The following is a 19,527-nucleotide window of genomic DNA, read 5'->3' as shown; positions in this document are numbered from 1 at the left end:
ATTATCAAAAGCATTGCCACGCCGCAGCAAACATTCATCCGCGTCAGGTCCGACGCGTTGATCTCGCTCAAGGCGCTCCCATCCAATCGTTCCTAGGCTTTATCTGGACCTTGCCGATTTCGGCGCACAGAACGCCGCGTAGAGGGTCTTCAGCACCTCGCGCGCCGGTTCGCTCGCGATCGAATAGAAGATCGTCTGCGCCTCACGTCTGGCAGACACCAAACCATCCTTGCGAAGGAGCGCAAGATGCTGGGAGACGGTGGAATCCCGCAAGTTCAGGAATTCGGCGAGCTCGCCGACCGACCGCTCGCCGTCGATCAACTGGCAGATGATCAGCAGGCGATGCCGGTTGGCGAGCGCCTTCAACAATTCGCTCGCCTGATCGGCGGCACGTTCCATCACTTCAGCATCAACTTTCATACTTGCGTATATACGCATGTACGAATATATCGTCAAGAGCTGCATGACGGCCGGAACTGAACCGGCGAGGCAGTCTGATCCAACGGAGGTAGCCATGGCGGAAGTTGTCGTAATCGGAGCCGGCCTGAGCGGAACGCTCATGGCCTATGAACTGCTACCGCAGCTGAGACCGGACGATCGTCTCAGCGTCATCGCACAAGGCGCGGTCTATCATTTCGTCCCATCCAATCCCTGGGTCGCGGTCGGCTGGCGTAAGCGCGAAGAGATCGAGATCGATCTCGCCGATATCATGAAACGAAAGGGCGTGCAGCTTCTGACGCAGGGTGCGAAGCGCGTCCATCCCACCGAGAACCGTGTCGAGCTCGGCGACGGCACCTCGATCAATTACGACTACCTAGTCGTCGCGACCGGGCCTGAGCTGGCGTTCGACGAGATTCCGGGTCTCGGGCCTCAGGGCCATACTCAGTCGATCTGCCACGTCGACCACGCCGCCCGCGCCCGCGAAGCCTTTGAGAAGCTCGCCGCGAACCCTGGGCCGGTGGTGATCGGCGCGGTTCAGGGCGCGTCCTGCTTCGGGCCGGCCTACGAATTCCTCTTCATTCTGGAGACCGAGCTGCGCAGACGGAAACTGCGCGACCGGGTGCCGATGACCTTCGTCACCTCGGAGCCCTATATCGGTCACCTCGGACTGGACGGCGTTGGCGACACCAAGGGCCTTCTCGAAAGTGAATTGCGCGAGAAACATATCAAGTGGATCACAAACGCCCGCGTCGATCGCGTCGACGAGGGCGTCATGTCGGTGGAGGAGTTTGCCGACGACGGAACGTCCCGCAAGGCACACGAACTGCCTTTTGCCTACTCGATGATGCTGCCCGCCTTTCGTGGCGTCGAGGCGGTGCGCGGCATCGAGAAGCTGACCAACCCTCGCGGCTTCGTCGTCGTCGACAAGCATCAGCGCAATCCGACCTTCCCCAACATCTTCGCGGTCGGAGTCTGCGTGGCGATCGCCCCGGTCGGCGCAACCCCGGTGCCGGTCGGCGTACCTAAGACCGGCTTCATGATCGAATCCATGGTGACGGCCACGGCGATGAACATTGGTGCTCTGCTGCGTGGCAGGGAGCCGGCCTCGGTGCCGACCTGGAACGCGATCTGCCTCGCCGACTTTGGCGATTCCGGCGTCGCCTTCCTGGCACAGCCCCAGATTCCCCCGCGCAACGTCAACTGGTCGTCCAAAGGCGAATGGGTGCATTACGCCAAGGTCGCCTTCGAGAAGTATTTCCTCCGCAAGATGCGGCGCGGCGAGAGCGAGCCGTTCTACGAGCGCTTCGTTCTCGACAAGCTGAACATCTCGAAGATCAAGGAGGTCCGAACGGGCACATGAGCACGACATGCCAGATCGTCTGTGGAAGTTGCGGACGCATCAACCGTTTGCCCGTCGAACGCGCGCCTGAGGGCGCGCGCTGCGGCGCCTGCCACCAGCCGATGTTCACCGGTCATCCGATCGAGGTGAACGAAGAAGCCTTCAACCGCCATGTCGCCAACAACGACATTCCGGTGCTGGTCGACGTCTGGGCGCCATGGTGCGGCCCATGCCGCTCCATGGCGCCGATGTTCGAGCGTGCGGCACAGCAACTCGAGCCGAAGGTCCGGCTGTTGAAACTCAATTCGGACAACGCGCCCGCGCTGTCGTCACGCCTCAACATCAGCGGCATCCCGACCCTGCTGCTGATGCGCGGCGGCCGCGAGATCGCCCGCCAGGCCGGAGCGATGGATGCGCGCAGCATCGTCGCCTGGACCGAAGCCAGTCTGACCCGTTCGTAACGAGACCTTACTTGAAAAGGAGCATGCCATGAATGTCGATAGAGCCGTTCTCGCTTTCGCAGGATTCGTCGTCCTGCTCGGACTTGCACTGGGCACCTACGTCAATGCGTATTGGTACCTGCTGACGGCCTTCGCCGGCCTGAACATGTTGCAGGCCTCGTTCACGGGCTTCTGCCCGGCAGCGATCGTGTTCAAGAAGCTGGGGCTGAACAGCGGCTGCGCGTTCTCCTGAACGCGCGGATGCCGATTGTGGTGCGGGGGAATTTGCCATGACCGACGATACCTTCATCGAGGGCCCTCTCTACGAGAAGCGGAAGAAGGTCTATCCACAGTCGGTGCGTGGCCCGTTCCGCCGCATCAAATGGGCGATCCTCTGCGTCACGCTCGGAACCTACTACCTGCTACCGTTCGTACGTTGGAATCGCGGACCCGGCCTGCCCGACCAGGCCGTGCTGATCGATCTGCCGCATCGCCGCTTTTATTTCTTCTTCATCGAGCTGTGGCCGCAGGAGGTCTATTACTTCACGGGTCTTTTGATCATCGCGGCGATGACGTTGTTCCTGATGAACGCGGTCGCCGGCCGGCTGTGGTGCGGCTATTTATGCCCGCAGACTGTGTGGACCGACCTGTTCTACGCGGTCGAACGCTGGGTCGAGGGCGACAGGCGCGAGCGCATGCAGGGCGACAAGCGCTACTGGACGTTCGATCACGTCCGCAAGGTCGCGCTGAAGCACTTTCTCTGGATCATGATCGCCTGGTGGACCGGCGGCGCGTGGGTGCTGTATTTCGCCGACGCCCCGACGCTGGTGAAGGAGCTCGCCACCTTCCAGGCGCCGTTCATCGCCTATCTCTGGATCGGCATCCTGACCGGCACGACGTATCTCTTCGCCGGGCACGCCCGCGAACAGACCTGCATCTACATGTGCCCATGGCCGCGCATCCAGGCGGCACTAACCGACGAGTGGGCGCTCAACGTCACCTATCGTCACGACCGCGGCGAGCCGCGCATGTCGGTGAAGAAGGCGGAAGCCGCCCGCGCCCATGGCGATCTTGCCGGCGACTGTGTCGACTGCCATCAGTGCATCAACGTCTGCCCGACCGGCGTCGATATCCGCCATGGCATCCAGCTCGGCTGCATCCAGTGCGGCCTGTGCATCGATGCCTGCAACACCGTCATGCGCGAGATCGGCCGGCCCACCGGCCTGATCGGCTACGACACCGACATCAACATGCAGCGCCGCCGCGATGGCAAGGCGCCGATCTATCGCGTGATCCGCCCGCGCACGCTGATCTATACTGCCGCCATTGCCGTCGTCGGGACCATCATGCTTTATACCCTTGCGACACGCAGCACGATGAGCATCAATGTCCTGCACGAGCGCAATCCGCTGTTTGTCCAGCTCGCCGATGGTGGGGTACGCAACGACTATACCGTTCGCCTCCTCAACAAAGGCGCAGCGCGATCATTCGCGATCGAGGTCTCGGGTTTGCCGGGCGCGACTGCGCGCATCGCCGGCATCGAACGCCAGCCGGACGGCCGGCTGATCGTCGAGGTCGGACAGGACCAGACCCGCGAGATCAGGATGTCGGTGCAGCTTCCTCCGGCGCAATTGCCGAAGTCGACCGTCAATGTCGAGATCGGGTCGACCGATGTTGCGAGCGGACAGACGGCGACCGCGCGCGACCATTTTGTGCCGGCCGACCGATGATGGACTCAGCGAAAGGACGATGCATCAGATAGGAGCCCATAAGGTCTGGAAATCCATCGCGGCTGGCCTGTGTGGCAACGCCGCTCACAGCGCTGTCATGTTCCTGAAGCGCTGGATGGGCTGGCTTCCGACTTTTCACCCTTATCGGGACCTGCAGCATGGCCTAAGCGACTGGCTTGGCGGCACCGTCCATCCGACAGTGCCCTGGGTCATGTCCTTCGTGAACGGCACCTTGGTGCTCGGCATCCTGTTCCGATCCACCTACCACCTGTTGCCCGGCCACAACGCGGTCGTGAAGGGATTCGTCTTCGGCATAATCGGCTGGATCGCAATGGGACTCCTCTACTTTCCGATCCTGGGGAGAGGACCATTCGCAGCGCGCCTGGAGCTCGGCGTGCTTCCCGCAGCTTTTTCTCTCGCGATGGTGCTGGCTTACAGCGTGTTCATGGGCATTGCCTTTTCCGTGCTGCACTCCGAGCCGGGCCGTTTGTGGTCAACCAGCGGTTAACACTACCGCTCGAATTGAAGGCGCGTCCCAACGGTATTTTCCAATCTTTGCGCTAAGCATGACCACGGACCGCCGGCTCCTGCCGGCGTGAACGGGGACGACGGGACGTGGTCGACATCGCGCACCAGGCTGCGGTCAATCCGGCATCGGCAAAGGATGCAACGGCTGCGCTCGTCCCGCTGACAGCCATCGATCCCGGCCAATGGCGCGCGCTGGCGCAGCGGGCGATCGAGCCGAACGGCTATTATTTGCCCGCCTGGGAGCTCGCCGTCAGCGCAACCGCGCGCGGCCGGATCGGCACTTCGGCCCTGTCCGTCTGCGGCGGCTCCTCGACGCGACTGATCGGGCTGATGCCGGTGGTCTCGCTCTGGCATGCCCTAAAGATCCCCCTGCCCGCTTTGGTGAGCGCGCATCCCTACGGCACGCTGTGCAGCCCGCTGATCGATCGCGATGCATCGGTCGAGGCGGCAACGCGTCTGTTGCGACGGGCGCGCGAAGCCGGCGCGCATGCGCTGATCCTTCGCGATGTCGCGCTCGACGGCGCCGCGATGGTATCGCTCAAGCAAGCGCTCGGCCGTGACCGCCTGACGCCGCGCGTGCTCAGCTCCTACATCCGTGCCAGCCTCGATGCGACACAGGGTGGCGACAGCTTGCTACACGAGGCTCTCGGCGCCAAGAAGCTCAAGGAGCTGCGCCGCCAGCGCCATCGTCTGGCGGAGCACGGCGCGATCAGTTTCGACGTCGCGCGCAAGGTGGATGAGATCAAGCCCGCCCTCGAAACGTTCCTGCAACTCGAAGCCAGCGGCTGGAAGGGCCAGCGCGGCACCGCGCTGATTCAGGACGCGGGCGATGCGACCTTCATCCGCCGCGCCGTCCCGGCGCTCGCGGAGACCGCGCAGTGCGAGATCGTGACGCTCCGCGCCGGCGCGACGCCGGTCGCCGCCGGTATCGTGCTGCGTCACCAGGACCGCGCCTTCTTCTTCAAGCTCGGCATCGATGAGCGCTTCGCGAAACATTCGCCGGGCGTGCAGCTCACGCTCGATCTGACGCGTCACCTCTGCGCCGATCCCGTCATTGCCAGCGCGGATTCCACCGCCAGCGCCGACCATCCCATGATCAACCCGATCTGGCGCGGGCGCTTTGCGATCGGCGATGTGCTGATCCCGCTGCGACGAAACGATCCCGTCGTTGCACTGATTCACGCCGCATTGGTCGCGCGCGGCCTGGCGCGCGAGACGGCGCGTCGCGCCATCCACCTGCTCCGCAAATAGGCCGGCGCTACTCCGCCGCCTGCGCGTTGATCTCCGCCGAGACCTGGCGGATGGCGCGGGCGAGCAGGTTTGGGTCCTGCGCGCCGGAGACGGCGTATTTCTGCGCGAACACGTAGGTCGGCACGCCGGAGATGCCCTTGTCGGCGGCTTCCTGGGCATCGGCCGACACGCGTGCGACGTCCTCGTCGGTGGCGAGGCGCCTGCGCACGTCCTCGGCATCGAGACCGACATCGGCGGCCGCCTGCACCAGCACGTTCACATCGGTGAGATCGCCGCCGTCGCGGAAGTACAGCTCCATCAGGCGCTGCTTCATCTCGGGCGCCTTGCCGATCGCCTCGGCCCACAGGATCAGGCGGTGGCAGTCGGTCGTGTTGGGCTGGCGCGCGACCAGTTCGGGCTTGTAGACGAGCCCCTCTTCGCTGGCGGCCGCGACCACGCGGCCGGCAATGCCCTTATAGGCCTCGACCGAGCCGAACTTGGTGGTGAGATAATCCTCGCGGCTGATGCCCTCGCGCGGCACCCAGGGATTGAGGAAGAACGGGCGGAAGTTGAGCTTCACCGGCACATCGGGCACCAGTGCCAGCGCACTCTCGATCCGGTGCTTGCCGATATAGCACCACGGGCACACCACGTCGGAGACGACATCGATCTGGAGCGGTTTCAGCGTGCTCATGAGCGCCTCCTTCGGGCGGTGCGGTGTTGCCGGAAGATAAGCCGAACGCCGCCCGAGGCAAGGGCACTAGCCCATATTTGCCGCCGTCTGCTTCAGCCACGCCGCGGTGCGCTCGTCGGCCGGAAAGAACGTCTCCAGCGCCAGCTCCGACAGGGTGATATCGACCGGCGTGCCGAACACCATGGTGGCGGAGAAGAAACTGAGTATCCCGCCGTCATGGCGCAGCTTGAAGGGAATCGCGACATTGTCGCTCGAGAGCGGCCCCGCGCGGGCCGGAATGGGATAGCTCTTGAGGTCGTTATAGAGCTTGATCAATTCAGGGTCGGCCGTCGCCTCGCATTGCCGGTGCAACCGCTCGAGCAGATGCGCGCACCATTCCGCGAGATTGACCGTGCGCGGCGCCAGCCCTTCGGGATGAAAGGCGAGCCGCAGCACGTTGAAGGGCTGGCTGAGCAGCCGCTCAGGAACGCCGGCCAGCAGCGGCGCCACCATGCGGTTGGCGGTCACCAGGTTCCAGTGCCGGTCATAGGCCAGCGCCGGATTGGGCTCATGAGCCCTAAGCACGAGGTCGATCGCCTGCCGGGCTGATTTCAAGGCGGGATCCTCCAGCGGACGCTGCGGAAAGGCCGGCGCAAAGCCCGCGGCAACCAGCAGCACGTTGCGTTCGCGCAAGGGCACGTCGAGACGCTCGGCGAGCCGCAGCACCATCTCGCGCGATGGCGCGGCACGGCCGGTCTCGACGAAGCTGAGATGGCGCGCGGAAATCTCCGCCTCGCCCGCGAGATCAAGCTGGCTCATACGTCGGCGTTGCCGCCATTCGCGCAAATGATCGCCGATATGGACCGGCTGGCTGGGTACGGCCTGGGCCGCGGATGCATGTGCGTTCATGGCCGGAAACCTACCACGCGCATTTCACGCCATCCATTACCCGCGAGGTAATCGAATTGGGCTCCCGACCAGCGCATCTTCACGAGCACAGGAGAATGACCATGATCGCGCTGCTGCTCTACCGCACCCTTGCAGACCACTTTCTTCCCTGGGCGATGACGCTCGCGACCCGGATGCTGGCGCGCGGGCTCAACATGCCCGAGCCGCTGGTGCTTTCAACCGGCAACTATGTCGTGGCGCAGGTGACGGCGTTCGAGCACAGCGTCGGCAGGACTCTTTGCCCATTCCGCCTCGCCCGCCTGCTCCGCGCCTGGTGGCGCGGATTGCGCTGAGCTCACCTCAAGATCACTCAAAGCGATCACTCGAAGCCCACCCCAACCATGGAGACCCCTGATGATCGACGCATCCACATTCCTTCGCCGTGCCCTGCTCGCCGACGCCGTCTTCAGTGGCCTCGCCGCACTCGGCCTCACATTCGGCGCTGGTGCGTTCGCGACGCTGTTCAACCTGCCCGAAGCGCTGTTGCGTGAAACCGGCCTGTTCCTGATCGCCTACACCGCGCTGGTCGGTTGGCTCGCCTCACGCACAACGGTGCCAAAGCCACTCGTACTTCTGGTCGTGGCCGGCAACGCCGCCTGGACGGTGGGCAGCATCGCACTGCTGTTCTCGGGGCTGGTATCGCCGAACCTCGCCGGCGAGCTCATGATCGTGGCGCAGGCGATCGCGACCGGCGTATTCGCAGAGCTGCAATATGTGGGCTTGCGGAAGAGCGGGAGTGTCGTGGCTGCGTGAAGCTCTCGGGTCCCGGCTCAGCAGCGCACCGCCGAAGTGGCGCTGTGCTGCGTCCGGGGCGCGAGTGCGACGTGTGGCGCACACGTTCTCCACCTCGTCATTGCGAGCGCGCGCGAATTACGCCTTCGCGCGGCCGACCTTGCCCGCAAAATGCTTGCCGTTCAGCTTTTTCTTTTTCGCCGCGGTGGTTTTCGCGCCCGCCTTCTGGGCTTTACGCTCCGCCCGCGCCTTCACCTTGGCGCGTTCGGCACGCGCTTCGGCGCGCTGCTTCTTGCGCTTGTTTTCGCACGAGGGGCACTTGCACCCGATCGGCTTGAGATAGGCTTTGAAATAGTCGGTGCCGTAATCGTAATTGATCTCGTCGCCCGGCTCGATGTTCTTGATGGCGCGGATGAACACCTTGCGCTCGCGCGGGCGCACGTCGGATTCGGCGTTGGGCCGGCAGGAATGGTTGATGTATCGGGCAAGGTTCTTGCGCACCGAGCCGTCGATGGTCCAGCGGCCATTGAGCTCGAACAGGTATTTGTTCTCGATCTCGTCCTGCTCAGGAATGCGGCAGTCCAGGATCGGTCCGAAATAACGGATGATCCTTGTGCCCTTCTTGATCGGCATGGTGGCGAAGAGGCCAAGTCCGGTCTTGGAACGACCGACGCGATAGGCTTTGCGGGGAGCGATGGCTGGCATGATCAGGTGTAAAGAGGACGCGGACCAGGCTGCTTGAGCCCGAGCGAAGCCGCTCTTCTAGAACGATTCCGCGGCGCTGTCAGGCCTATCCCCGTAACGTTTGACGCTTGCCCACAGTGAAGAACGTGCAGGGCCGTGAGTTCCGCGGCATCGAACGTTCGTCCAATCATGTGCTCGGCAGTTTCCCCGCGACCGTCGACTTCAGGATTGCTTCCAGAAGCTGTTCGGCCGTCGTGCCGGCAGGCAGCCGCTCCAGAATATCCTCGAGCCGCCCGTCGAGCAGCAGCATGGTGAAGCCGTGCACCATCGACCAGGCCCGTGCGATCGCGGCCCCCTGCTCGATGGTGAGCGCGTCGCGGCTGATCGGCTCCTGCCGCATCGCGCCGATGGCATTGGCAAGTCCGGCAAAGGAGGATTCCGCGGCCTCGTGCAGCGAAGGCCTCGAATAGTCGAGCCGCTCGGTGCGGAACATCAGACCGTACATGCCGGGATGGGCCTGGGCATAGGCGACATAGGCTTTGGGCCGCGCCAGTGCCCGCTCCAGCGGCGAGGTGGCCGTGTTGCAGGCCGAGGCCATCGCGGCGTTGAACTGGCGGAAGCCGATCGCGGCAAGCTCGCTGACGAGCCCGGTGAGATCGCCGAAATGATGGGTCGGCGCGGCATGCGAGACGCCCGCCTCGCGCGCCACAGCGCGCAGCGTCAGGCCGGCGAGCCCGTCGCGCTCCAGCACCCGTTCGGCCGCCTGAAGCAGCGCCTCGCGCAAGGCGCCATGATGATACGGCGTCTCGGTCTTCGCAGCTGCCGGGCGGCGCGCCGCACGCGATGCCGGCGATGTCTTCTTCGCGTGGCGCGAACTTCGCGCCGTTTCGCTCTTGGTGTCGGTGCTTATGTTGCCCTTGGCCATCTGCAAGCTATATGACGCAATATTGACAGTGTAAAGATTTCACTTGACGAAAGTCGCGCGCGGCTCTATGCAATCTTTACGATGTAAAGATAGGGAGGGCTACGCCGTGCAGCAGGACGCTATCGTCGAGCGCCGCAACAATATCGCACCGATTCCGTTCGAGGCGGACGCGCCTTTCCTCAAGATCGTCGGCGAATTGCCGCGCGAGCTGAACGGCACGCTGTATCGCAACGGCCCCAATCCGCAGTTCGCCTCCCCCGGCGCGCACTGGTTCGTCGGCGACGGCATGCTGCACGCCTTTCATCTCGAAGCGGGGCGCGCCTCCTACCGCAATCGCTGGGTCCGCACCCCGAAATGGCTCGCCGAGCACGATGCCGGCCGCGCCCTGTTCGGCGGCTTCGGCCGCAAGCTGCCGGATGCGCCCACGAACCTGACCGATGGCGGCGTCGCCAACACCAACATCATCTTCCATGCCGGCAAGCTGCTCGCGCTCGAGGAAGGACATCTGCCGACCGAGATCGAGCCCGGCACGCTGGCGACGCGCGGCTATTGCAACTATCAGAGCCGCATCGCCGGCCCCTTCACCGCGCATCCGAAAGTCGACCCCGTTACGGGCGAGCTGGTGTTCTTTGGCTATAACGCCAGCGGCCCGCTGACACCCGCCCTGTCCTACGGATCGATCGATGCGGGCGGCAAGGTGACGTGCTTCGAGCGCTTCGAGACGCCCTATGCCAGCATGGTGCACGACTTCATCGTCACGCAAAATCACGTGCTGTTTCCGATCCTGCCCCTCACCGGCAGCATGGAGCGCGCGATGAGCGGCAAGCCGCCTTATGCCTGGGAGCCGGACAAAGGCGCCTATGTCGGCGTGATGAAGCGGAGCGGCACGGCGAAGGACATCGTCTGGTTCCGCGGTGAAGCCTGCTACGTCTTCCACATCATGAATGCGTGGGAGGATGGCGGCCGCATCGTCGCCGACGTCATGCAGTTCGAGCAGGCGCCGCTGTTTCCGCATCCCGACGGAAGGCCGACGGATCCGGAGAAATCGCGCGCCCGTCATTGCCGCTGGAGCTTCGACCTCGCAGGCGATACCGACCGCTTCCAGCAGGCTTATCTCGACGATCTCACCGGCGAATTCCCGCGCATCGACGATCGTCGCGCCGGCCTGAAGAGCCATCACGGCTGGTACGCCTGCGCCAATCCGCGTCTGCCGATGTTCGGCGCGTTGTCAGGCATCGTCCATGTCGACGGCACCGGCAAGCGCCTCGGCCAGTATCTGCTTCCGGCGGGCGACACCATTTCCGAGCCTGTGTTCGTCGAGCGATCGAAGGATGCGGCCGAAGGCGACGGCTGGCTGCTGGCGGTGGTCTGGCGCGCGCGGGAGAACCGCAGCGATCTTGCCATATTCAACGCCACCGACATCGAGGCCGGCCCTGCCGCGCTGGTGCAGCTCGGCCATCGTGTGCCCGACGGCTTCCACGGCAATTGGGTCGGCGCGCAATAGCTCCCTTTCCCACTCCGTCGCGAACGTCATCAGGGAGACTTCGCATGCACGTCCCCAACATCACGGCGAACTACCTCGCCATCCTCGCGCTGATCTACGCCGCGCTCGCGTTGCAGGTCGTCCGGCTGCGACGAAGCAGCCAGGCGCCCTTCAGCGACGGCGGCAACGAAAACCTGCGCAGCGCGATCCGGGCCCATGGCAACTTCATGGAATACGTCCCGATCATCGCGCTGATGGTGGCGCTTCTGGAGATGTCGGGCGCATCGCCCTTGCGCATTCACCTGCTGATGGGGGCGCTCGTGCTGTCGCGGCTGCTGCATCCGCTCGGCATGTATGCAACGCCGGGCTCGCTCCGATTCACGATCTGCCGCGTCGGCGGCATCATCCTGACCATCGGCCTTCTGATCGCCTGCGCGCTGACCATCCTGTCGCGCCTGCCCTGGGCCGCCATGGCCAACGAAATATCGGATCAAGCTGTTGCAACAATTGAATTTTTACAGGTCATTCACGTCATTTTGACACTGTAAAGATTTTGCTTGACCGAACGTCGACCCTGAACTATCAATCTTGACATCGTAAAGATTGATGCGATCGAGGCGACCATGACGATCTTCCTGATCCTTGCCCCCTACGGCGTCTACACGGTCCTGATGTTCATGACCTCGCCCATGGTCGCGGTGTTCGCGGGCTCGGCGATCTGTCTCGCCACGATCGCGATCGATGTCGCACGCGGCCGCTCGGTGAAGATCCTGGCCGCGGGCTCGGCGATCCTGTTCGCGGGCATCGGCCTCTTCCTCGCGTTGCACCCCACGCTCAGCACGCTCGGTGTCAAGCTCTCGGTCGATATCGGCATCTTCGTGATCTCGCTCGGCTCGATGCTCGCGCGCCGGCCCTTCACGCTGCAATACGCGATCGAGTCCGTTCCGGCCGAGACTGCGGCAATGCCCGGCTTCCTCACCGCCAATTACATCATCACCGGCGCATGGACCATTGCCGCCTTGCTGATGATGGCCGCCAACATCGTGCTGCTCTATTTCCCCGGCCTGCCGGTCTGGTCGGGCATTGCAGTCGCCTTTGCCGCCCGCAACAGCGCGATCTATTTCACCAAATGGTATCCCGAATATCGCCAGATCAAGTATGGTGCGCCTGCCGGCGCGCTGCCCGAAGCCCAGTGAGACAGGACCGATCATGAAGGACGTATTCGCCCGCCTTGCCTCCGACTTCCTCTCGGCCATCGTCTTTCTGGTGATCTATCTGGTGACCGACAACGTCATCCTGGCGACGTCGGTGGCGATTGCGGGTGCGATCGCTCAGGTGATCTATGCCCGCGTCAAGGGTCGCGAGCTCGGTTACATGACCTATGCGAGCGTCGCGCTCGTGGTCGTGCTCGGCACCGTGACGCTGCTGACCAACGATCCCCGCTTCATGCTGGCCAAGCCTGCGATCGCGCATTTCGCGATCGGCGTGATCATGCTGAAGCGCGGCTGGATGCTGCGTTACATGCCGCCGGTCGTGGTCGAGACCGTACCGGACTATATCACCGCTGCGGGCTATGCCTGGGCCGCGTTGATGTTCGTGCTCGGCGCCGGCACGATCGCGGTCGCCGCCACTGGCGATCTGAAGCTGTGGGCGTTCTACATCTCGGTGGTCGCAGGCGGCGCCAAGGCCCTCGCCTTTGCCGTGCAGTACGTCGTGTTCAGGCTCGTCGTCATCAGCCGCCGGCGCGCCGCCGCCCGCGCCTGATTGCCGCCCAGGGGGAGCGTCGAAGCGACGTTAGGCAGCGGCTTCAAGTTGCGCTATAGGCTCGGCCCAGGACTGGCCGCGGATCGTCGCGGCCCGCCAAAGTTTGTTCGGGAGACGGGAATGGCCGTGGACGGCAACTGGAATCTGACCATGACGACGCCGATGGGCGAGCGCAACTCGACGCTGAGCCTGAAGGCCGCGGGCGGCACGCTCACGGGTACGCAGGGCGTGGAAGGTAATACCGCCGAGATTTTTGACGGCACCGTCAATGGTGACAACGTTTCCTGGAAAGTCTCGATCGACAAACCGATGCCGCTGACGGTCGAATTCACCGGCACTGTCGCGGGCGACAGCATCAGCGGCGAGATGGGTATCGGCCCGATGGGCAGCTTCCCGTTCACCGGCGCGCGGGCTTAAGGCTACTCTCGTGTCCCGGACGCGGTGCAGCGTGTAACGCTGCCCCGCAGAGCCGGGACCCATGCGGCAACAATGGACCCCGGATCAGCAGCACAGCATTTTTATGCGGCGCTGCGTCCGGGGAACGAAACCTCAGCCCAGGTTCAATTCCTTGAAGAAGTCGTTGCCCTTGTCGTCGATGATGATGAAGGCGGGGAAGTCGACGACTTCGATGCGCCAGATCGCTTCCATGCCGAGCTCGGGATATTCGAGCACCTCGACCTTCTTGATGCAGTGCTCGGCAAGGTTCGCCGCCGCACCGCCGATCGAGCCCAGATAGAAGCCGCCGTATTTCTTGCAGGCTTCGCGCACGGCCGGCGCGCGGTTGCCCTTCGCGACCATCACCATCGAGCCGCCCGCGGCCTGGAACTGGTCGACGAAGGAATCCATGCGGCCCGCCGTGGTCGGACCGAACGCGCCGGAGGCATAGCCCTCGGGCGTCTTGGCGGGGCCGGCATAGTAGACCGGGTGGTTCTTGAAATAATCAGGCAGCGGCTCGCCCTTCTCCAGCCGCTCACGCAACTTGGCGTGCGCGCTATCGCGCGCGACGATCATGGTGCCGGTCATCGAGACCCGGGTCTTGATCGGATACTTCGAGAACGTCGCCAGGATGTCCTTCATCGGCTGGTTGAGGTCGATCTTGACGACCTCGCCGCCGAGCGACTCTTCGACCTGCGGCAGGTATTGCGCGGGGTTGTGCTCAAGCTCTTCGAGATAGACACCGTCCTTGGTGATCTTGCCGAGCACCTGGCGATCAGCCGAGCAGGACACGCCAAGTCCGATCGGCAGCGAAGCACCGTGGCGCGGCATGCGGATCACGCGGACGTCGTGGCAGAAGTATTTTCCGCCGAACTGCGCGCCGACGCCGAGCGACTGCGTCATCTTGTGGATTTCCTTCTCCATCTCGACGTCGCGGAAGGCGTTGCCGTCGGGCGAGCCGTGGGTCGGCAGCGCATCGAGATAGCGGGCCGAGGCCAGCTTCACCGTCTTCATGCAGAGCTCGGCCGAGGTGCCGCCGATGACGATGGCGAGGTGGTAAGGCGGGCACGCCGCGGTGCCGAGGGTGAGGATCTTCTCCTTCAGGAAGGCGAGCAGCCGGTCCTTGGTCAACACCGAGGGCGTGGCCTGAAACAGAAAGCTCTTGTTGGCGGAGCCGCCGCCCTTCGCCATGAACATGAACTTGTAGGCGTCATCGCCCTCGGCATAGATCTCGCACTGCGCCGGCATGTTGTTGGCGGTGTTCTTTTCCTCGTACATCGAGAGCGGTGCGACCTGGGAATAGCGCAGATTGCGGCGCAGATACGCATCGCGCGCGCCTTCCGACAGCGCCGCCTCGTCCTCACCGTCGGTGATGACGTTGCAGCCCTTCTTGCCCATGATGATCGCGGTGCCGGTGTCCTGGCACATCGGCAGCACGCCGCCGGCGGCGATGTTGGCATTCTTCAGAAAGTCCAGCGCGACGAACTTGTCGTTCGGGCTCGCCTCCCCGTCCTCCAGGATGGCGCGGAGCTGCTTCAGGTGCCCCGGGCGCAGATAGTGGTTGATGTCGCCAAAAGCCGCCTCCGAGAGCGCCCGCAGCGCCTCGCGCGACACCACCAGCATGTCCTTGCCCAGGACTTTCTCGACCCTGACACCCTCGGACGAAATCTTCTTGTAGGGCGTTTCATCCTTGCCCAGCGGGAACAGGGGGGTGTGCTTGTAGGGCGGAACGGGCTTGGAGGCGTCGGGAAAGGCAGTGGGAGCGTTCATGGAGCATATCTCGGGGTTTTGGAGCCCTGGCGCAGGCCCCTGGCGTAGAAGCGTTCTAAGCCTTTTTGCCGCAAAGGGAAGGCGTTCCGGCGCGGCCGGGGCATCCCGATTCGGTGCCATGACGGGCATTTTTGCCGCCTGCCTTCGATAGCTGTAGTTGTGCCCGGCCGAGCCCCGGTTGCACCCCTTGCGCTTCGCGCGCGGCGACGGTTGAATGCGCGCCCTCAAGGGGCTTTCATCATGATTTCCAGACTGCACGTCCGCGGCGCGATTGTGGTCGCCGCCGCAATCATCGGCCTTGTGACTCTGCCTGCGCCGGCCTGCGCCGACCAGTGCGACGACATTGCAAAACAGCTCGCCGGCGGCATCGACGGGCTGAAGGTCAACTTCAAGGCCGCCAACATCATCTACCTCACTCACCCGGCGGCGAAGGAGCTGTCGCTCGGCTGCCGCGCGCAGGGACAGGCCTATTCCAACGAGCTCTATGCCAAGGGCGACCGCAAGCCGACGCCGCAGTTCTATGATCTGGTGTCGTCCGCGGCCGCGATCATCTTCACGGTGACGAAGGACGACACCACGACCGGCGCGACGCGCTGCCTGAAGCGCATGGGCCTGTTGCGCGGCGACAAGGTCACGATGCGCTACAAGCGCCTCAACATGGAATGCACCCGCACCAAGACGGAAGCCGCGATCGCGATCACGCGGCCAAAGGATGAGTAGGCGCGAAGCTCTCGCGACAGGCGCGGTGTGCGAGAGGCGGCACACTACCAACCACATACTCCGTCATTGCGAGCACAGCGAAGCAATCCAGGGTCTTTCCAAGGAGGGATTCTGGATTGCTTCGCTGCGCTTGCAATGACGAGGAAAGCGAACACATCCCTCGCATTTTAACGATTGCCTTGAAGGAAATTTGGTTTCCTCCGGCGCAGGCTCGATCCTCTCCATCTGTGAGGATTTGTGGATGAGCGTTTCCAACGTTTCGACGGTTGCTCCGCCGCCGATCGCGATCGTGGTTCCGAACTACGACACGACCAAGCAGCCGGACGACCAGACCAAGACCCAAGATAACGACCCGACCCATCAGCCGACGCCGCCTGCGCCGCTGCCGCCGGGCCAGGGCACGCGGATCGATCAGCTCGCCTGATCGCGCCTGCCTGGGATGAATTGCCCGGTCGTGACGACCGGGCCTTTTGCGCGTCCGGATTTGCCGAACAGCGCGGCCAAACACGCACCGAACGCCCCAGGGAACCGCGTGTGATCACACGCCTCCTGTTACATCACGGGATTGCCACCGCCGCGTAGGCGTGCCGCCATTCACGTGCGTCAAGCGGTGCATCGGCCCCTCGGTCTGGCTGATCCGCGCCCTCAAAGTGTGATCCGGCTCATCAAATTTCCTCATCCGGCGTGCTCATCTGCGGGGCCGAACAAGCCCATCCACGCGTTTATGGGACGAGCCGATGGAACTGAGTGAAGAGCTGCTCTCGCTGGTGGGAGACATCTACGATCCTGCGCTCGACGATTCCCTGTGGACGTCGACACTTGGCAGCATCGTCGACCTCGCAGGCGGCCAGAGCGGTGGTCTGGTCCGGATCGGGGCCGCCGGCGAGGCCGTGATCTCGCATGCCGTCGGCGTCGATCCCTCCTATGTTCGATCCTATATCGAAACCTACGAGCCGTTCGATCCGTCACGCGGCGTGCTCCACGCGCCGGTCGGTCAGATCCAGACGATCGGAGACTGGATCGACGTCGACGAATTCCGCACCACCATGTTCTACAACGAATGGACGCGGCCGCAGGGTCTCGAGGACGCCGCCAATATCCTGCTCGATAAGTCGGCTGCGGGATTATCCCGCCTCTCGATCATGAAGGCGGGCGGCCTGGTCGATCGCAGGATGTATGGGGTGATCTCCTACATCACGCCGCACATGCAGCGGGCCATGCGTGTCAGGCAGAAACTGCAGCAGCAGAACGCATTGGAGACGACGTCTGCCCACACGCTCGACGCGCTGCGAGCCGCCGTCCTGCTGCTTGATGCGAACGGCCATATCACCCACTCCAATGCGAGCGCGCAGGAGATTTTGGACGAGGCCGACGTCCTCCGCTCGGTCCATGGCCGGCTCATGACGTCCGACCCGAATGTGGATCGCATGCTGCGGCAGGCATTGGTGGATACGGCGCTCGGCGAGCGGTCGACGATGGGCATCTCGCTGCATCTGGCGGCCCACGACGGCTCGCATTACGTGGGCCATCTGGTGCCGCTGACAGCCGGGCGCCGGCAAATGTTCGGGGTCGGCTATGAGGCCTGCGCCGTCCTGTTCGTCAGCAAGGCAGCGCTTGATACGATGGTCGCTCCGGATCTCATCCGGAAGCTGTTCAAATTGACGCCGGCGGAACTGCGCGTCTTCCTCTCCATTGTCGAGGTCGGCGGCGTTCCTGACGTCGCCAGAAGCATGGGCGTCGCCGAGACGACGATCAAGACCCACCTCACCAGGATCTTCACAAAGACCGGAACCAGGCGACAGGCGGATCTGGTGCGGCTCGTGGCGGCCTTCACGCCTCCCATCAAGATCTGACGCGCACCCTCGCACCGGCCGCATACTGGCCCGAAGCATGCTATCTATGCGTCGCTGCGCAAGGGAAGCACATCTAACATGATCGCACGCCTGCTGCTGCAGAACACGATCCTCACCGCCGCAATGGGCGTGCTGCTGTTCGCGGCCGCCGGCACGTTGCATTGGGCCGGCGCCTGGGTGTTCCTTGTCACCTTTATCCTGCTCGGCCCGCTCTGCGGCTGGTGGCTCTACCGGATCGATCCGGCGCTTCTGGCCGAACGTCTGCGGCCCGTTCTTCAGAAAGACCAGCCCGCCGCCGACAAGGTCTTCATGATTGCGTTCATCGTGGCGATGCTGGGCTGGCTCGTCGCGATGGGGCTCGACCGGCGCCATCTTGCCTCCAGCATGGACGTCGCCTGGCAGGTCCTCGGCTTCGTGCTGTTGCTCGCCTCGACGCTGTTCACATTGTGGGTCTTCCGCGAGAATTCGTTCGCCGCACCCGTGGTGAAGCTGCAGGCCGAGCGCGCGCAGCGCGTGATCTCGACCGGACCTTACGCCTATGTCCGCCATCCCATGTACAGCGGCATGATCCTGTTCTTTGCCGGCGTGCCGCTGATCCTTGGCTCTTGGTGGGGATTGGCGATCGCACCGCTCTTCCTCGTTCTGCTCGCGGTCCGCATCCGCATCGAGGAGCGCACGCTGACTGCAGGTCTGTCAGGCTATGCCGATTATGCGGCGCGGGTGCGCTATCGCCTGCTGCCCGGACTGTGGTGAAAACGCACCGGAAAAGCGTTGCCCCTCCTCCGATCGACTGACGCCGCGGGAGCCGTGCCTCGCTAGAGAAGGCCCGCACCTGCACGCTAGTCCGGTCCGGATGCACGAGGCGAGAGGCGACGATGTTCTGCAAGCCCCCATGCCCCGACGAGCATGATTTCTCGTCCGTTCACGATCGCTCGGATGATCGATCCGGCTCGGCACGCGTGCAGCCGGTCGGAAGCCATGACCTCTTTGGGCGATCGATCGCGCCAGAAGACGCCGGTCCGGAGCGGAGGCTGCCGCCAGCTTCCGCTCCGACCGGTTAATCATCCAGCTCGCGATAGTGCCGGAAAATGCCCTGCTCGTTGAAGGCAATGCGGCGCTCGCTTGCAAGATAGGCCTTGATGTTCGGCCGCGCCGCGACCCGGCCGTGCAGATCAACGAGGCCGCGGATATTCTTCTCGAATGCCTTCATGCGCTTCGGGAAAGCATAGCGCAGCCCATCGACGATCTGGAACAGCGAGAGATCGACGTAAGTCAGCCGGCGGCCGGTGACATAGGCGCCGCCATTGCCGTCGAGAAGCCGCTCGAAATAGCCGAGATATTTCGGCACGCGCTCGTCCCAGAATTCGGCGGTGCGCTTCTTCGCCGGCGGCTTCTGGTCTTCGTAGTACAGCGAAGGCCCGAGTGGATGATGGGTGTCGTGGATCTCGACCACGAAATCGGTGATGGTCAGTTGAAGCTGGTGCACCCAGAGCTTTCCGGCTTCCGTCTTTGGCGCAAGTCCGTGACGGGCGCCAAGATAGAACAGGATGTTGGCGGTCTGGCCGATCACGAGTTTTCCCGCTTTGAGGAACGGCGGCGCGAAGGGCGGTGTGCCCTTGTGGGCGTCCATCATCCTCATCATCGCAGCCGAGCCACGGGGGGCGCGCGCGACGTCGACATAAGCCGCCCCCGCCTCCTCCAGCGCCAGCCGTACATATTCGCCGCGGCCCTGGATCTCGGGCCAGTAGTAGAGCTCGTATTTCATGGGAGGAGTCCGTGAGCGTGGAAGCGACGGACCCAATGTAGCACGCGGCCGAAGGTTCCGTCAGGAC

24 protein-coding genes are annotated in these 19,527 nt (G+C 63.8%); 17 read left to right on the top strand and 7 right to left on the bottom strand.

The genetic code is table 11. The features are described 5' to 3' along the window. Positions 1–99: 99 nt before the first annotated feature. The gene (locus XH89_RS12475) at positions 100–399 is read right to left on the bottom strand and encodes an ArsR/SmtB family transcription factor (protein WP_371825210.1); all 300 of its coding nucleotides are present in this window, start codon (positions 397–399) and stop codon (positions 100–102) included. Positions 400–514: 115 nt separating this feature from the next. Here XH89_RS12475 and XH89_RS12470 point away from each other — a divergent pair, with 115 nt between their 5' ends. From XH89_RS12470 to XH89_RS12445, 6 genes are all read left to right on the top strand, one after another. Further along, complete coding sequence (locus tag XH89_RS12470; protein ID WP_194467341.1) at positions 515–1,801, top strand: NAD(P)/FAD-dependent oxidoreductase; 1,287 nt, start codon at positions 515–517, stop codon at positions 1,799–1,801. Beyond that, positions 1,798–2,241 (top strand): thioredoxin TrxC, encoded by a 444-nt coding sequence (gene trxC / locus XH89_RS12465; RefSeq protein ID WP_194467340.1) that lies wholly within the window; start codon positions 1,798–1,800, stop codon positions 2,239–2,241. The genes XH89_RS12470 and trxC overlap by 4 nt, the downstream gene beginning before the upstream one ends. 28 nt (positions 2,242–2,269) lie before the next feature. Continuing rightward, complete coding sequence (locus XH89_RS12460) at positions 2,270–2,473, top strand: DUF2892 domain-containing protein (RefSeq protein ID WP_194467339.1); 204 nt, start codon at positions 2,270–2,272, stop codon at positions 2,471–2,473. 37 nt (positions 2,474–2,510) lie between these two features. Continuing rightward, positions 2,511–3,950 (top strand): cytochrome c oxidase accessory protein CcoG, encoded by a 1,440-nt coding sequence (gene ccoG, locus XH89_RS12455; protein WP_194467338.1) that lies wholly within the window; start codon positions 2,511–2,513, stop codon positions 3,948–3,950. Between the two features lie 19 nt (positions 3,951–3,969). Then, complete coding sequence (locus tag XH89_RS12450) at positions 3,970–4,458, top strand: DUF6789 family protein (RefSeq protein WP_194467337.1); 489 nt, start codon at positions 3,970–3,972, stop codon at positions 4,456–4,458. 107 nt (positions 4,459–4,565) lie between these two features. Then, positions 4,566–5,729 carry a GNAT family N-acetyltransferase gene (locus tag XH89_RS12445; protein ID WP_194467336.1) on the top strand — a complete coding sequence of 388 codons (1,164 nt, stop codon included), beginning with the start codon at positions 4,566–4,568 and terminating at the stop codon, positions 5,727–5,729. A 7-nt stretch (positions 5,730–5,736) separates the two neighbouring features. Here XH89_RS12445 and XH89_RS12440 read toward each other — a convergent pair whose 3' ends face one another. Continuing rightward, entirely contained in the window at positions 5,737–6,402 is a 666-nt protein-coding gene (locus tag XH89_RS12440; protein WP_194467335.1) for a DsbA family oxidoreductase, read from the bottom strand. 66 nt (positions 6,403–6,468) lie between these two features. After that, complete coding sequence (locus tag XH89_RS12435; RefSeq protein WP_194467334.1) at positions 6,469–7,290, bottom strand: helix-turn-helix domain-containing protein; 822 nt, start codon at positions 7,288–7,290, stop codon at positions 6,469–6,471. A gap of 101 nt (positions 7,291–7,391) precedes the next feature. Here XH89_RS12435 and XH89_RS12430 point away from each other — a divergent pair, with 101 nt between their 5' ends. Then, positions 7,392–7,622 carry a hypothetical protein gene (locus XH89_RS12430; protein WP_194467333.1) on the top strand — a complete coding sequence of 77 codons (231 nt, stop codon included), beginning with the start codon at positions 7,392–7,394 and terminating at the stop codon, positions 7,620–7,622. A 61-nt stretch (positions 7,623–7,683) separates the two neighbouring features. Then, positions 7,684–8,082 (top strand): hypothetical protein, encoded by a 399-nt coding sequence (locus tag XH89_RS12425; protein ID WP_194467332.1) that lies wholly within the window; start codon positions 7,684–7,686, stop codon positions 8,080–8,082. A gap of 117 nt (positions 8,083–8,199) precedes the next feature. Here XH89_RS12425 and XH89_RS12420 read toward each other — a convergent pair whose 3' ends face one another. Both XH89_RS12420 and XH89_RS12415 read right to left on the bottom strand, forming a co-directional pair. Continuing rightward, positions 8,200–8,766 (bottom strand): SET domain-containing protein, encoded by a 567-nt coding sequence (locus XH89_RS12420; RefSeq protein WP_194467331.1) that lies wholly within the window; start codon positions 8,764–8,766, stop codon positions 8,200–8,202. Positions 8,767–8,932: 166 nt separating this feature from the next. Next, positions 8,933–9,670 (bottom strand): TetR/AcrR family transcriptional regulator, encoded by a 738-nt coding sequence (locus tag XH89_RS12415; protein ID WP_194467330.1) that lies wholly within the window; start codon positions 9,668–9,670, stop codon positions 8,933–8,935. A gap of 106 nt (positions 9,671–9,776) precedes the next feature. On the opposite strand from XH89_RS12415, the gene XH89_RS12410 reads away from it, so the two are divergent. From XH89_RS12410 to XH89_RS12390, 5 genes are all read left to right on the top strand, one after another. After that, the gene (locus XH89_RS12410) at positions 9,777–11,174 is read left to right on the top strand and encodes a carotenoid oxygenase family protein (protein WP_194467329.1); all 1,398 of its coding nucleotides are present in this window, start codon (positions 9,777–9,779) and stop codon (positions 11,172–11,174) included. A 44-nt stretch (positions 11,175–11,218) separates the two neighbouring features. Continuing rightward, positions 11,219–11,701 carry an MAPEG family protein gene (locus tag XH89_RS12405; RefSeq protein ID WP_194467328.1) on the top strand — a complete coding sequence of 161 codons (483 nt, stop codon included), beginning with the start codon at positions 11,219–11,221 and terminating at the stop codon, positions 11,699–11,701. Positions 11,702–11,776: 75 nt separating this feature from the next. Continuing rightward, positions 11,777–12,349 carry a hypothetical protein gene (locus XH89_RS12400; protein ID WP_194467327.1) on the top strand — a complete coding sequence of 191 codons (573 nt, stop codon included), beginning with the start codon at positions 11,777–11,779 and terminating at the stop codon, positions 12,347–12,349. Positions 12,350–12,362: 13 nt separating this feature from the next. Then, positions 12,363–12,917, top strand: a complete 555-nt coding sequence (locus XH89_RS12395; protein ID WP_194467326.1) for an inner membrane-spanning protein YciB — start codon at positions 12,363–12,365, stop codon at positions 12,915–12,917. A gap of 120 nt (positions 12,918–13,037) precedes the next feature. Further along, positions 13,038–13,334 (top strand): hypothetical protein, encoded by a 297-nt coding sequence (locus tag XH89_RS12390; protein ID WP_194467325.1) that lies wholly within the window; start codon positions 13,038–13,040, stop codon positions 13,332–13,334. 132 nt (positions 13,335–13,466) lie between these two features. On the opposite strand, the gene XH89_RS12385 is transcribed toward XH89_RS12390, so the two are convergent. Beyond that, positions 13,467–15,122: a fumarate hydratase gene (locus XH89_RS12385; protein WP_194467324.1), complete on the bottom strand. Its 1,656-nt coding sequence runs from the start codon at positions 15,120–15,122 to the stop codon at positions 13,467–13,469. Positions 15,123–15,362: 240 nt separating this feature from the next. Here XH89_RS12385 and XH89_RS12380 point away from each other — a divergent pair, with 240 nt between their 5' ends. The 4 genes from XH89_RS12380 (at position 15,363) to XH89_RS12365 (ending at position 18,448) form a co-directional block, all read left to right on the top strand. Beyond that, a complete protein-coding gene (locus XH89_RS12380; RefSeq protein WP_194467323.1) occupies positions 15,363–15,842 on the top strand; it encodes a hypothetical protein in 480 nt (159 codons plus the stop codon). Positions 15,843–16,083: 241 nt separating this feature from the next. Then, on the top strand, positions 16,084–16,266 hold the full coding sequence (locus XH89_RS12375; protein WP_194467322.1) for a hypothetical protein: 183 nt from the start codon (positions 16,084–16,086) through the stop codon (positions 16,264–16,266). 313 nt (positions 16,267–16,579) lie between these two features. Next, on the top strand, positions 16,580–17,695 hold the full coding sequence (locus XH89_RS12370) for a helix-turn-helix transcriptional regulator (protein WP_194467321.1): 1,116 nt from the start codon (positions 16,580–16,582) through the stop codon (positions 17,693–17,695). A 78-nt stretch (positions 17,696–17,773) separates the two neighbouring features. Further along, positions 17,774–18,448, top strand: coding sequence for an isoprenylcysteine carboxylmethyltransferase family protein (locus tag XH89_RS12365; RefSeq protein ID WP_194467320.1), 675 nt, complete (start codon positions 17,774–17,776; stop codon positions 18,446–18,448). A gap of 304 nt (positions 18,449–18,752) precedes the next feature. On the opposite strand, the gene XH89_RS12360 is transcribed toward XH89_RS12365, so the two are convergent. Beyond that, on the bottom strand, positions 18,753–19,460 hold the full coding sequence (locus XH89_RS12360) for a glutathione S-transferase (protein ID WP_194467319.1): 708 nt from the start codon (positions 19,458–19,460) through the stop codon (positions 18,753–18,755). Between the last annotated feature and the right edge of the window lie 67 nt (positions 19,461–19,527).

The organism is Bradyrhizobium sp. CCBAU 53340 (genome assembly GCF_015291645.1).
In the GTDB taxonomy this organism is placed as follows: Bacteria; Pseudomonadota; Alphaproteobacteria; order Rhizobiales; family Xanthobacteraceae; genus Bradyrhizobium.
This window is presented reverse-complemented; position numbering and strand designations above follow the sequence as displayed.